The sequence below is a fragment of the Acinetobacter sp. LipI_15 genome, assembly GCF_058242865.1.
Genome location: NZ_JBZAYN010000001.1, coordinates 376,560 through 389,495, shown reverse-complemented (window position 1 = coordinate 389,495; position 12,936 = coordinate 376,560). Strand labels below are relative to the sequence as shown.

Here is a 12,936-nt window from a genome sequence, read left to right as displayed (position 1 = left end):
ATTTTAAAAATGAATTTGCGGCGTATCCGCCATATGTGCGTCGTATTCACAAGACGCTAGATAGAGATAAAATGAACTTCAACGAACCGATCTGTCGGTTTGAGTCCGACTATTTTAACAGTGTTTGCTGGCGTTGTATTGGTCTTTTTAAACTACCGCTTTTATGGTTTTTCATTGTCTGCTTTTTGGATAAAGCGACCTTGTTTTAGGTCCTCATAGGCTTGCATGACTTCTGCAAAATGATTCATCACAAAATAGCCTCGCCCATAGATGGGTTCATTTAAAGGCTGCGCCGATAAATACAATATGTGGCTATCTTCGACTGCCGTCAATTCGACATTTTCTCCTTGGCTCGACATGACTGCCATATGCTGTGCATTTAACGGTTCATCTGTTTCAGTAAATTTTAGTTTGCCTGAGCGTAAATACACCAGCGTGGTATCCCCTTCCTGTGCAGGTAGTGTGATACTTTGATTGGCTCTGACAAAGGCATCAAATACTTGCATAGGTGTATGTGTCTCTGCAGGGCCGTGTGCTGTTAAATATTGCCCGGCAATGATCCGTACATAACCTGCATTATCTACTAAATCCACTACAGGAATACTGGTTTTGGCTAAGCTCTGATAGCGTGCAGGATTCATTTTATCTTTGGCAGGCAAGTTGACCCAAAGTTGCAAGATTTCAAATGCTCCGCCCTGCTGTGCAAAGGCTTGGCTAAAGACTTCTTCGTGTTGAATGCCTGAAGCAGCAGTCATCCACTGCACATCGCCCTCACCAATGACGCCACCGCCGCCAGTCGTATCATGATGTTCGAGTTCGCCTTTAAACACTAATGTGACGGTTTCAAATCCTCGATGTGGATGTTCCAATACGCCTTTTTTCAGTTTGGTTGGTTTCAGCACCCCAGGCCCTAAATGGTCGAGCAATAAAAATGGCGAAACGGTATTTCCCAGTTCATAATGGGAAAATACTGAAGTCACTGGTGCAAAGTCACCGACAGGTGAGCCTGAGTCATTGACGTGAATAAAAGCGAGGGTTTTCATCATAAATTTGAAATCTGATCATGATTTGAATTCGATTCAATATTATTAAAAACTATACGAACTCACGAGAATATTTTTAGGATTGAATATTCTATGTTTAGGATGAAAATTAAGATACGCGGAAACTCATCCGCAACTGTCCGAGTCAGGACACATTCAATATGTAAAGTTTCTGCGACCTACACAATTGAAGATGGTATTTGACGAGTTTTGCGGATGAAAGATGGTTTTGCTACTTTTGCCGAAACAAAAGTAGATACGAGCTCCAATCATCGAATTTAAAATGAAAGGACCCCGTCATGCTGAATATTTAGTAAGAAATTTAGACCTTAACTTTTTATAATTTAAGGACACTTCGCCGATTGGAAAGTCTTGGTATTTTTACCACGTTGGCACTGATATTCCTTTTGCGTATTTACACGCTGCCAGTCACCATCCACCAATCTAAAACTATAAATGGTACGAACCGATTTCACCGAATCATCCATTAAACCCGTTTCAGTCACTTTCACTTGCCCCGCATTTGGCGACTCGACACGGTTAAAGTACTGACGAATTTCCACAGTCGACAGCTCTTTACGCAAATCAGGACGTTCTTTTAATACCTGATCGAGTGGTGTAGCAGAAGAACCGACTTTAGACACAATTTTCTGCGTTGTCGCACAACCCGCCAACATCCCCACACACAATGCAGACACAGCAATTAAACGATACATAGAAGCAACTCAAATTTATTATTCAGCCCTATCATGCCGAACATTTGTCCAAAACACTATTTAAGCAATGTAAAAGAAGTACCTCACTCCACAAAATCAACGGGCTATCTCTCATCCATGTGCGGCTAAAAAGGCTTGCTATAGCCATAAAAAAACGCACCCGAAGATGCGTTCTAGTACGTCTTAAAAAAATTAAAGATCGAACAATTTACCTGGGTTCATAATCGCATTTGGATCGAATACTTTTTTCAATGCTTTCATATATTCAATTTCTTCTGCTGAACGTGTGTAATCGAGGTAAGGCTTTTTAGTCATACCCACGCCATGTTCTGCTGAAATTGAACCGTCATATTTTTTCACAGTTTCAAATACGTATTTGTTTACCACTTGGCATTTTGCAAAGAATTCATCTTTACTTAAATCCGCAGGTTTCAAAATATTTAAGTGCAAGTTACCATCACCAATATGACCGAACCAGCAAATTTCAAAGTCTGGGTAGTTCGCTTCCACAATTGCATCAATTTCTTTAATAAATGCAGGAACATGTGTAATCAAAACTGAGATGTCATTTTTGTATGGTGTAAATGGTGCGATTGACTCTGAAATGTCTTCACGTAAACGCCATAAGCTATGTACTTGGTCTAAGCTTTGGCTCATCACGCCATCCAGTACCCAACCTTGTTCCATGCAATGTTCAAAGATTTCCATTGCCGCATCCATGATCGGTTCAAATGGTGCTTCAAACTCAAGTAAAACATAGAACGGACATGGTGTTTCAAATGGACGTTGTACATGACCATTGTCCAATACTTTTTGCATTGCAAGCTCACCAAAGAACTCAAATGCAGTCAGGTCGATTTTCTTTTGGAAGGCATGTAGAACAGGCATAATCGCATCAAAATCAGGCACACCGAGAACCAACACTTGTAAGTCATGGGGTTGACGTTCAAGTTTGATTTCAGCTTCAGTCACTAAACCTAGCGTACCTTCACCACCAATAAATAAGTGTTGAAGTGCATAACCAGTCGCGTTTTTGATCATGCCTTTGTTCAAGCGCAGGATGTCACCTTTACCTGTAACCACAGTCATGCCCAATACCCAGTTACGAGTCATGCCGTATTTAATCACTTTAATACCACCTGCATTGGTACCAATGTTGCCGCCAATTTGAGATGAACCTGAAGATGCAAAATCGACTGGGTAATACATGCCTTGTTCTTCAGCATAGTTCTGAAGTTGTTCAGTCACTACACCTGCTTGTACGCGAACCATACGGTCAGCTGGAAAGAATTCCAAGATTTGGTTCATCTTGTCCATGCTTACCACGATTTCACCGTTAGCAGCCACAGCACCCGCAGACAAACCTGTACGACCGCCACTTGGGGTAATCGCTACATTAAATTGGTTCGCAAGTTTTACAATCTGTTGAACTTGTTCTGTGCTTGAAGGGAAAACGACGACCGACGGGTTTGGATCGAAGTGCTTAGTATGGTCACGACCCCAATTTTGGAGACTATCCGCATCTGTTTTAATACGGCTTTCGCCAACAATAGCGGTCAATTGGGTCAATAACTCTGGGGTTAAAGCGACTGGAGCATTCATCGTTTTCAGACCTTGCAAGAAGTAAACAAGTTTTTTTAAAGGTCCAGACTTCATTCAGTCAAAACTGCGGTAACGCATATTTCAAGGGAAAAAGCCTGAAACAGAGCGCATCAAAATGTCAGGGAATTGGTCATGATGATTTTGAGCGGCACCATTATAAGCTATAACTGAGCTTTTTTTGACAAAACCCAAAGAAAAACGTGATTTCAAAATGTCACGAGGAATATGACCAAGTTAATTTAGATCAAATCTAAAAAATATTGACTCATCATTCGCCAAAATAGCCATGACGTCGGTCATAAAGGAAATGTATATCGGGCGACTTCCTATGCTATTATATGCGCACTAAATTTGGCCTTTGTAGCGGAGCCGTAATGAGCCAACATCTTTCTTTACCTAAAGATAAAATTCGTTTCTTGTTGTTAGAAGGCGTTCACCAAAACGCAATCGACACTCTAAATGCTGCTGGATACACCAACATTGACTACCGTAAAACTGCGCTTGAGGGTGAAGCGTTGAAAGAAGCGGTTAAAGATGCTCACTTCATTGGTATTCGTTCACGTACTCAATTAACTGAAGAAGTATTTGAAGCGGCGAACAAACTGATTGCTGTGGGTTGTTTCTGTATCGGTACAAACCAAGTGAACTTAAATGCTGCAATGATTCGCGGTATTCCAGTATTTAACGCACCATACTCAAATACGCGTTCAGTTGCTGAACTAGTACTTGCTGAAGCGATTCTATTACTTCGTGGTGTTCCTGCAAAATCTGCTTCAACTCACCGTGGTGGTTGGAACAAGTCTGCAGTTGGTTCATTTGAAACTCGTGGTAAAACTTTAGGTATTGTTGGTTACGGTTCGATTGGCTCGCAACTTTCTGTACTTGCTGAAAGTTTAGGTATGCACGTAATTTATTACGATGCTGTAACTAAACTTCCAATGGGTAATGCACGTCAAGTCGGTTCTATGGGTGAACTTCTTGCCAATGCAGACGTCGTATCTCTACACGTTCCAGACGTTCCATCAACTCGCAACTTCTTCGGCAAAGACCAATTTGCTCAAATGAAAGAAGGCGCAATCTTCCTCAATGCTGCACGTGGTACATGTGTCATCATTGAAGATCTTGCTGATGCAATCAAATCTGGTCATATTGCTGGTGCTGCTGTAGACGTATTCCCTAAAGAACCGAAAGCAAACGGTGAAGAATTCGTTTCTCCACTTCGTGGCTTAGACAATGTGATTTTGACTCCTCACGTGGGTGGTTCAACAATGGAAGCGCAAGCGAACATCGGTCTAGAAGTGGCTGAAAAATTCGTTGCTTACTCTGATAAAGGTATGACTTTATCTGCAGTGAACTTCCCAGAAATCGCGTTACCGTTGACTGAAGGCAAACACCGTTTACTTCATATCCACAAAAACGTGCCAGGCGTTCTTTCAAAAATCAACAACTTGTTTGCTGAACACGGTATCAACATCTCTGGTCAGTCATTAATGACAAAAGGCGATGTGGGCTATCTTGTGATGGACGTTGATGCAACTGCTTCTAAAGAAGCATTGGATACACTTCACGAAGTTGAAGGTACAATCCGAGTTCGCGTATTGTTCTAATCGCATTAGACTCTGAAGCCACAGCCTTCGGGCTGTGGTTTTTTTATTGTTATAAAATTTTAAAATCTGGCTAGTGCCACTCTCCCGCTCTTCGAGTCATCGAAAAAATTTAGTTTATGCCAAATTTTAAAGTTGCACCGGCTGTCCAAGCACCGCTGATCTTGCTTATTGCCATGATCAGCATGCAAAGCAGCGGTTCCTTTGCCAAATACCTGTTTGGTCAGTTTCCCATCCTGACCGTGTCCGCGATGCGTTTACTGCTCGGTGCATTAATCTTGGCGATCATTTTTAAAGTTTGGCAGATCAATTTTAAACAAGTCAAATGGTCTGCGATTATCAGTTATGGCTGTGCTCTTGCAGGCATGAATATGCTATTTTACTTGTCCATTGATCGCCTACCTCTCGGCATTGCCGTCTCTTTTGAATTTATTGGTCCGCTCAGTGTCGCACTATTTGCTGCACGCCGAAAATTTGATTTTATTTGGGTCGGACTGGCTATTTTAGGCCTTATCCTACTTTTTCCTTTTGACCAAGCTGCACAACGTCTTGACCCAATTGGGATCTTACTTGCCCTCGGTGCAGGTGCGTGTTGGGCACTCTATATCGTGGCAGGTCAAAAACCATCAGGGGTCTCAGGCAATCATACCGTTTGCTTAGGCATGTTCGTCGGCATGTGTGTTTTGATGCCCATCGCAATCTTTGCAGGTATGCCGGCACAGGCGTTTGAGCCAAGTAGTCTGCTGTATTTTATTGCACTTGCGACCTTAGCCAGTGCTTTACCTTTTACTTTAGAAATGATTGCGCTACGTAACATGACTGCGCTGAGTTTCGGTACACTCATGAGCCTAGAACCTGCAATTGCAGCACTCTCTGGTTTTGTTTTCTTAAATGAACAATTGCTGTGGACCCAGTGGTTAGCCCTTGCTGTCATCATCTGTGCATCGATTGGGTGTACCTATACCACGCAAAAAGCCAAAGTCATTTAAATTCAAAATCCATCATGATTTGATCAAATGTTAAAATTCACTCAACTGTCAGCATTAACCGCTATACTGTACTGACTCAAAAATAGGGCTCAACACCGCCCAACAACTGTGTGCCGCATGCCAAATTCACAACTTCTCGCTGTTGTTTTCATGGTGCTCTCCATGATCTCCTATCAGATCAGTGCTTCCTTTGCCAAACAACTGTTTTTGGTACTAGACCCACTGAGCGTGACCATTTTACGACTCTGTTTTGCTTCAATTATTATTTGTTTAATGTTTCGTTCATGGCACATTTTAAAACGACTGTCGTTTTTAAAATGGCGTGATCTGCTCTGCTATAGCGCAGCACTGTGCCTCATGAATGTCTTGTTCTATATGTCACTGGGCAAACTCCCTCAAGGCATTGCCGTAGGACTCGAGTTTATTGGCCCTTTGGGTCTGGCATTATTATCTATTAAAAATCGTAGTGACTATATTTGGGTGTTTTTGGCGATCTTAGGGATTGCGCTGATGGTACCTTGGGGACAAGCTCAAAGTGGTAATTTCTCAATATTTGGAGCAGCTTGTGCCTTAACTGCGGGGCTATGTTGGGCATTCTATATTTACTTTGGACAAAAAGTGGTACACCAAAATATTGGTATGCATGCACTGACCATCGCCATTAGTTTATCGGCATTGACCTTATTACCCATCGGCCTCTATAACAACGCATCAGCTTTATTGGATACGCAATATTGGCCTAAAGCCTTGTTGATTGCGATTTTAGCTACAGCCATACCTTATGCCCTTGACCTCAAAGCGTTGAAGATTCTAAGCAAGCTGAGTTATGGTACATTGTCGAGTATCTCACCTGCTTTGGCAGCCATTACGGGTATGGTGGTATTGGGGGAACGCATTAATATAGGGCAATGGCTTGCTTTGGTGTGTATTATGCTTGCCTCGGTCGGGGTGACAATGCGCTCCTCTCGCACTACAACGACTAGCGGATCAAACTAATTTTCATCTTTATCGCTGAAATAAAAAGACGGCCTCTGCCGTCTTTTTTAATTTGGAATTTGTCCTCAAAACTCACTAATATTTATCCCGTCAAACTGTCTTTATCCGCCTTCTTGTATTTTTTATATTCTGCCAAATATTGTTTGGCTAAACTTTCCTTTTGTTTTTCATCTAAGATTTTACCTGCTTGCTGAAAAAAGCCATGTTCTTCTTCCTGCAAATGATGATGTACCGTTTCAGATAATTTTTTCGCAATCGCCAACCAACCTGGATTACTAAATTCAGTTTCCGTCAGTTGCTCTAATAATTCATCCATCTCATGATGTTCCGCCAATGCATGACGGGTGATGTTTAAGCCTGAATCAGTCATCATTAACGGGATGTAAAAATAACGATCTTCGCCAACAGCATGAGCAAATAACTCATTTTTGAGCAGCTCAAATAAATCTCGACGCTCAGGTGTATCCCCTGATGTTTGAATGAGTTTTTCAGCAAGTTCACGTTGCTTTTCATGACTTTGGCGTAAAGCTTCAAATATATTCATTGTAGTGATGACCTCTGATGCTTAGCTAATTGTGTATTATGAAATTTAATTATTATCCACAACTCAAACGAGTCGCTTATTTTCATACTAATCATTTCAGCGACAGAATTCAGCAACGCTCTGTTAAGATTTGTTTTAAGCTTGTCCCGTAAAGGTTTGATAACCCAACCGTACAATCAAAATACTCACCAAAATCAAAAATAGAATTCGAATAAAGCCACTACCGTATTTAATTGCCGCACGTACACCAACGATCGAGCCTAAAATATTTGCTACAGCCATCATTAAGCCTATCGCAAATAACACATGGCCAGTGGGCGCAAAAAAACTCAGTGCTGCAAGGTTGGTGGTTAAGTTGGCGACTTTTGACAAAGCAGAGGCATGTAAAAAGTCTGCTTGTAGATAACGAATAAAAAAGAAAATAAAGAAACTGCCCGTACCCGGTCCAAAGATGCCGTCATAAAAGCCAATCACCAGACTACCAATAGCGGCAAAACCGAGGATTTTAGGAGTCAGTTCTTGGCGTACATGCACCTGACCAAATTGTTTTTTGGCAAAGGTATAAATCGCAATCACGATCAACATAACCAAAACGAAAGGACGTAAGACTTCTTTTGGAATCATTGATACACAGGCTGCTCCCACAAAGGAGGCAACAAATGCACAGCTTGCAATGACCGCAAGTAATTTCCAACGGAGTTTGACTTGGCGTAAAAAAGAATAGGAAGCTGACGCTGTACCAAAAATCGAAGACAACTTATTGGTGCCAAATACAGTCGCTGGAGATAAGTGCGGCATGGCATTCATAATGGCTGGAATTTGAATTAATCCTCCGCCCCCCACTGCTGCATCAATTGCACCGGCAAAAAATGCAAAAAATAAGAGGCTTAAAATAATTTCAAAGTCCATAAGAAGTCTTCAATGCTGTATCAGCTACTCTAGATTTAACACACGCTTAGGCACCAAACGTTTACGGTCTGTAATTTCAGCCAGCCCTAAACAACGCTCACCATCAAATACCAAAACCTGCGCTTCCGCAGCATGCTCAATATTACTTTCCATTCCACGACTAAAATATTCAGCTCGACCTTCCGGCGCTTGCACTTTGCAGAAATGATCGACAGGTGAATACACCGGCAGCAATAATGCTTCACGCTCAGCTTCGGTCAGACTCTCTAAATATTCAATAGTGTAAGTTGGATTGAGATCAAAATGCCCTGTTTGCGTACGGTGTAGATAGGTCAAATGTCCAAAAGTACCCAATGCTTTGGCAATATCTTCGCCTAAAACACGAATATATGTGCCTTTGGAACAGGTGATGTCGAGTGTAATACTATTCTCACTAAATGATAATAACTCGATGGCATAAATCGAAATTGGACGTGCTTCACGCTCAATTTCTATGCCTTTACGCGCCAACTCGTACAGCGGGCGACCTTCTTTTTTCAGCGCAGAATACATCGGTGGAGTTTGTTGAATATCTCCCACGAACTGTGCCAACACCTGCTGAATCGTGGCTTCCGTCAAAACAGGTACGGCTTGTTCCATCAGTACCTCACCCTCCACATCACCCGTCGTGGTGCTGTGTCCTAAAAAGACCGTGGTTTGATAACGCTTGGTCGAGTCGAGCAAGAAATGTGAAAACTTAGTCGCTTCACCCAAACAAATCGGTAATAAACCTGAGGCTAATGGATCTAGCGCACCTGTATGTCCTGCTTTTTGTGCTCGATACAACCAACGCACTTTTTGTAATGCAGCATTCGAGCTAATGCCCAAAGGCTTATTTAATAAAAATACACCATGTACTGGACGACGCTGAATCTTAGGAGAAGCTTTTTTCATGACTAAAATAGGGCAAAAAGAGAACTGCGCCATGGTATCAATCCATGCTAAGCGTTTACAACTTTTCTATGTTTTTATCATTCTTTTATGTCATATTGAGTTCACATTTAGAACTCATAAAACAATTAAAACGGAATAAAGGTGCATTGGGATATGCAAAAAAATAAACTCTGGCTGATTTTAGCCATTGTGGTTATTGCGGCAGCCGCATTCATGTATTGGCTTGCGCCAAAAACATCACAAAATGATCCTTCAGATCAATCGATTCAACAACAAAATACGCCTTTAGCTCAGGGCGAAAATGCTACAGCACAAGCCACAAGCGGTTCTTCACTGCTCAGTCCAAGTCAACAAGACACGGAAGTTAACTGTCAAATCAGTATGGATGGTTCAAACCGTCTGATCGTGAACGAACAAACACGGAATTGTTTTGAATATTTCATCACTCAATATGGTGAAAAGTCGATAGATCAAATCAAAAAGGATTTTAAAGCCTACATTGCACAAGGTCATAAAGAACCGGCGCTGTCCCAAATTTATGATTTGTGGGATCGCTATATGAAATATCGTGAACAATTAGGTAATTTACAGCCACCAAGTGACGACAAAGAATCTCCACAATATTATCGCTCGATCTACAGCAGCACACAAAATTTAAGAAAACAGTTCTTTTCTGATTATGAAATTGAAGGTTTATTTGGCAAGGAAAATACCTATCACGAATACACGCTGAAACGCATGGAAGTGGTGAATGACAAAAAACTGTCTGAGTCTGAAAAAGCCAAAAAACTAAAAGCCCTGTTTGATGAACTCCCAGAAGACTGGAAAGAAAATCTGGAACAAATCAATAAACTTGAAGATTTACGCAAACTCACAGCGGACATTAAAGCCCGTGGTGGTTCAAGCGAAGAAATCCATCAAATGCGGTTAAATTTAGTTGGTCCAGAAGCCACTCAGCGCCTTGAAAATCTAGACAGCCAGCGCAGCTCTTGGAAATCTAGCGTAAATCAATACCTCACAGAGCGTGACAGCATTGTGAAAAGCAATATGAGTGACAGTGCTAAACAACAAGCGGTGCAGCAACTCCGTAATCAACATTTTAAATCGAAGGAAGATCAGCTCCGCGTCAGTACCTTTGAATCTGTACATGATCAAGGTGGAAAATTACCTTTCGCAGAATAACTGCAAACAACAATTTAAAAACAACTTCAATTTCAGGATGAAATGATGAAAAAACCACAAGCTCTTTTATGCGCAATCATCGCTGCATCAGCAGTGATTGCCAGCACACAATCCCAAGCGGCGGCAGGACTCCAACATGTCACCGCCAACAGCTCGGCAAACTATGCCAAGACCAAATATCCGATTGTGTTTACCCATGGTATGTTCGGGTTTACTCGCATTGGTTTTGACAGCTTTGGCATGGATTATTTTTATCAAATTTTGCCAGATTTAGCTCGCAACGGTGCCAATACCTTTGCTGCCCAAGTTTCTCCGCTAGAGTCGACAGAAGTTCGGGGTGAGCAATTGCTCTCTCAAGTCGAAGAAGTCCTTGCCCTGACTGGCCAACCTAAAGTGAACCTCATTGGTCATTCACATGGTGGACCGACAACTCGCTACATTGCAGCGATCAAACCTGAATATGTGGCTTCGGTGACTGGGGTTGCAGGCACTTATCGTGGCTCTCTAGTCGCAGATAAAATCCAAGCGAATAAAACTATTAACTCAGTCTTTGGGGTCCTTGGCGATCAACTCTTAGCACCGATTATTACTTGGGCTGAGGGCAACTCTAGTCTACCTAACAGTGTTGATGCATCACTTACCGCGATCAGTGAAAAAGGTTCGGCTGAATTTAATGCAAAATTTCCAACCGCAGCACTAGCAGCGAACTGTAATCAATCGGGTGCCAAAGTCGACAATGGCGTGTATTACTACTCATGGACTGGCACAGCGCAAACCACGAATGTATTAGATGTATTAGATACGGTCATTAGTCAGCTTGCCCCTTTGGCCTATGGAAATCGTGACAATGACGGTTTGGTTGGACGCTGTAGTACTCACATCGGACAAGTGATCCGTGACGACTACAATCACAACCACTTAGATGAAGTGAATATGGTCTTTGGTCTACGCAGCCTATTTTCACCTGACCCAGTTGCGCTCTACCGCCAACATGCCAATCGTTTAAAATTACAGGGACTTTAACTCAAAAGTTAGTTCCCTTTCAGCACTGAACAGGACGTCTTTGGACGTCCTTTTTTGTTTACAATTTTTTTATTTGTACGCATTAAACAATTTAATTCAATAAGTTCTTAAATGATAACAACTAAAATAAACGATAAAAATAAAAAACGAATGTATATAAATATACTTGTCACCTCAACGCCGTCCATGTCCTAAAATGACATGGAATTTCAAACCGAGCATGAAAAAATGACAAGGCATCTTTGTCTATTCAAACTCTCTAAAATCAAAGATATGGCCTAGCCAATCACAAAGATGTTGCTTAAAAACAGAGAGTATTTTCATTATTAAAAAGTAATAAAAACAACATCAGATCAAGGAACATTTATGCGATCTTTAGTAAACACGGCCAAGATGGCCTCTGTAGCTGCAGTTGCAGGCTTAGCGATGAGTATATCGGCAAGCACTCAAGCTGCGCCTAGCGCCCTCCAGGTGAAGGAAACGGCAAAATCTGACTACGCAAAAACCAAATATCCAATTTTAATGGTGCATGGTTGGCTCGGTTGGTCACGTATCGGTACCGACACCATTGGACTGGATTATTGGTACCAAATCTTGCCAGATATGGCACGAAATGGCTCAACCGTATTCGCAGCGCAATTATCTCCTGCAAATACCACAGCACATCGTGGCGAGCAGTTAATTGCACAAGTTGAAGATGTTTTGGCTATTACAGGGAAACCAAAACTTAACTTAATTGGTCACTCTCATGGTGGTCCAACTGTATTGTATGTTGCTCAAACAAAACCACAGTACATTGCGTCTATTACAGGTGTTGCAGGTACCTATCACGGCTCTAAAGTAGCGGATGATATTCAAGGCAACTCACTTTCTCGTACTGCCTTCAATATTTTAGGTGATTATATTGTCGGCCCACTGATTGCTTTAGGTCAGGCAAAACCAGAGCTTGAAATTGATTTCGATGCTTCTATGAAATCATTATCACAAACAGGTTCTGCTGCATTTAACAGTACGGTTGCAAAATCTGCTGTAGCTGACGGTGTTTTGGCATCTTCAGAAAATTGCAGTAAGAACTTAAAGCAAGTCGACAGCAAAGGCATTCAATACTATTCATGGACCGGTGTTGCGCAAACCACGAATTTACTTGATATCGACACGATCCTAATGCAACTCGGGCCATTGTCTTATGGCAATAAAGACAATGACGGTATGGTTGCACGTTGTAGTGCTTATATCGGTAAAGTCATTAACGATAGCTACAAACTTAACCATACCGATTTAGCCAATATGATGTTTGGCTTAACAGGGCTATTTGCACAAGATCCTGTGGCGCTGTACCGTCAACATGCAAACCGTTTAAAACTGCAAGGACTTTAATTCTTATCGTTGAAATTT

Annotated in this window: 12 protein-coding genes; 6 read left to right on the top strand and 6 right to left on the bottom strand. The window is 41.7% G+C overall.

What is annotated here, in order from left to right; all coding sequences use genetic code 11:
• Positions 1 to 161 precede the first annotated feature (161 nt).
• The 3 genes from AC4CU0_RS01815 to AC4CU0_RS01805 form a co-directional block, all read right to left on the bottom strand.
• Positions 162 to 1,043, bottom strand: coding sequence for a pirin family protein (locus AC4CU0_RS01815; RefSeq protein WP_490743446.1), 882 nt, complete (start codon positions 1,041 to 1,043; stop codon positions 162 to 164).
• A gap of 344 nt (positions 1,044 to 1,387) precedes the next feature.
• Positions 1,388 to 1,759, bottom strand: coding sequence for a hypothetical protein (locus tag AC4CU0_RS01810; RefSeq protein WP_180004761.1), 372 nt, complete (start codon positions 1,757 to 1,759; stop codon positions 1,388 to 1,390).
• 192 nt (positions 1,760 to 1,951) lie between these two features.
• Positions 1,952 to 3,361 (bottom strand): FAD-binding oxidoreductase, encoded by a 1,410-nt coding sequence (locus tag AC4CU0_RS01805; RefSeq protein ID WP_078189543.1) that lies wholly within the window; start codon positions 3,359 to 3,361, stop codon positions 1,952 to 1,954.
• 374 nt (positions 3,362 to 3,735) lie between these two features.
• Here AC4CU0_RS01805 and serA point away from each other — a divergent pair, with 374 nt between their 5' ends.
• The 3 genes from serA to AC4CU0_RS01790 all read left to right on the top strand — a co-directional run bounded on the left by serA (position 3,736) and on the right by AC4CU0_RS01790 (position 6,950).
• Positions 3,736 to 4,968 (top strand): phosphoglycerate dehydrogenase, encoded by a 1,233-nt coding sequence (gene serA / locus AC4CU0_RS01800; RefSeq protein WP_078192852.1) that lies wholly within the window; start codon positions 3,736 to 3,738, stop codon positions 4,966 to 4,968.
• Between the two features lie 116 nt (positions 4,969 to 5,084).
• A complete protein-coding gene (locus AC4CU0_RS01795; protein ID WP_490742332.1) occupies positions 5,085 to 5,954 on the top strand; it encodes an EamA family transporter in 870 nt (289 codons plus the stop codon).
• A gap of 117 nt (positions 5,955 to 6,071) precedes the next feature.
• A complete protein-coding gene (locus AC4CU0_RS01790; protein WP_180021550.1) occupies positions 6,072 to 6,950 on the top strand; it encodes an EamA family transporter in 879 nt (292 codons plus the stop codon).
• A gap of 82 nt (positions 6,951 to 7,032) precedes the next feature.
• On the opposite strand, the gene AC4CU0_RS01785 is transcribed toward AC4CU0_RS01790, so the two are convergent.
• The 3 genes from AC4CU0_RS01785 to truB form a co-directional block, all read right to left on the bottom strand.
• Positions 7,033 to 7,494, bottom strand: coding sequence for a hemerythrin domain-containing protein (locus AC4CU0_RS01785; protein WP_078192502.1), 462 nt, complete (start codon positions 7,492 to 7,494; stop codon positions 7,033 to 7,035).
• A 135-nt stretch (positions 7,495 to 7,629) separates the two neighbouring features.
• Complete coding sequence (locus AC4CU0_RS01780; protein ID WP_180059151.1) at positions 7,630 to 8,403, bottom strand: sulfite exporter TauE/SafE family protein; 774 nt, start codon at positions 8,401 to 8,403, stop codon at positions 7,630 to 7,632.
• 24 nt (positions 8,404 to 8,427) lie between these two features.
• Complete coding sequence (truB, locus tag AC4CU0_RS01775; protein WP_490743445.1) at positions 8,428 to 9,336, bottom strand: tRNA pseudouridine(55) synthase TruB; 909 nt, start codon at positions 9,334 to 9,336, stop codon at positions 8,428 to 8,430.
• 153 nt (positions 9,337 to 9,489) lie between these two features.
• Between truB and AC4CU0_RS01770 the strand changes: the two genes are divergently transcribed.
• From AC4CU0_RS01770 to AC4CU0_RS01760, 3 genes are all read left to right on the top strand, one after another.
• Positions 9,490 to 10,518, top strand: coding sequence for a lipase secretion chaperone (locus AC4CU0_RS01770; RefSeq protein WP_490742331.1), 1,029 nt, complete (start codon positions 9,490 to 9,492; stop codon positions 10,516 to 10,518).
• Positions 10,519 to 10,560: 42 nt separating this feature from the next.
• On the top strand, positions 10,561 to 11,541 hold the full coding sequence (locus tag AC4CU0_RS01765) for a lipase family alpha/beta hydrolase (protein ID WP_373686027.1): 981 nt from the start codon (positions 10,561 to 10,563) through the stop codon (positions 11,539 to 11,541).
• A 366-nt stretch (positions 11,542 to 11,907) separates the two neighbouring features.
• Complete coding sequence (locus tag AC4CU0_RS01760) at positions 11,908 to 12,918, top strand: lipase family alpha/beta hydrolase (protein ID WP_180024310.1); 1,011 nt, start codon at positions 11,908 to 11,910, stop codon at positions 12,916 to 12,918.
• Positions 12,919 to 12,936 lie beyond the last annotated feature (18 nt).

What these genes read in the sequence shown, in the direction of transcription:
- AC4CU0_RS01770 (WP_490742331.1), top strand. Translation starts at nt 9,490, where the DNA reads ATGCAAAAAAATAAACTCTGGCTGATTTTAGCCATTGTGGTTATTGCG.
- AC4CU0_RS01760 (WP_180024310.1), top strand. Translation starts at nt 11,908, where the DNA reads ATGCGATCTTTAGTAAACACGGCCAAGATGGCCTCTGTAGCTGCAGTT.
- AC4CU0_RS01815 (WP_490743446.1), bottom strand. Translation starts at nt 1,043, where the DNA reads ATGAAAACCCTCGCTTTTATTCACGTCAATGACTCAGGCTCACCTGTC.
- AC4CU0_RS01765 (WP_373686027.1), top strand. Translation starts at nt 10,561, where the DNA reads ATGATGAAAAAACCACAAGCTCTTTTATGCGCAATCATCGCTGCATCA.
- AC4CU0_RS01785 (WP_078192502.1), bottom strand. Translation starts at nt 7,494, where the DNA reads ATGAATATATTTGAAGCTTTACGCCAAAGTCATGAAAAGCAACGTGAA.
- serA (WP_078192852.1), top strand. Translation starts at nt 3,736, where the DNA reads ATGAGCCAACATCTTTCTTTACCTAAAGATAAAATTCGTTTCTTGTTG.
- AC4CU0_RS01810 (WP_180004761.1), bottom strand. Translation starts at nt 1,759, where the DNA reads ATGTATCGTTTAATTGCTGTGTCTGCATTGTGTGTGGGGATGTTGGCG.
- AC4CU0_RS01790 (WP_180021550.1), top strand. Translation starts at nt 6,072, where the DNA reads ATGCCAAATTCACAACTTCTCGCTGTTGTTTTCATGGTGCTCTCCATG.
- AC4CU0_RS01795 (WP_490742332.1), top strand. Translation starts at nt 5,085, where the DNA reads ATGCCAAATTTTAAAGTTGCACCGGCTGTCCAAGCACCGCTGATCTTG.
- AC4CU0_RS01805 (WP_078189543.1), bottom strand. Translation starts at nt 3,361, where the DNA reads ATGAATGCTCCAGTCGCTTTAACCCCAGAGTTATTGACCCAATTGACC.
- AC4CU0_RS01780 (WP_180059151.1), bottom strand. Translation starts at nt 8,403, where the DNA reads ATGGACTTTGAAATTATTTTAAGCCTCTTATTTTTTGCATTTTTTGCC.
- truB (WP_490743445.1), bottom strand. Translation starts at nt 9,336, where the DNA reads ATGAAAAAAGCTTCTCCTAAGATTCAGCGTCGTCCAGTACATGGTGTA.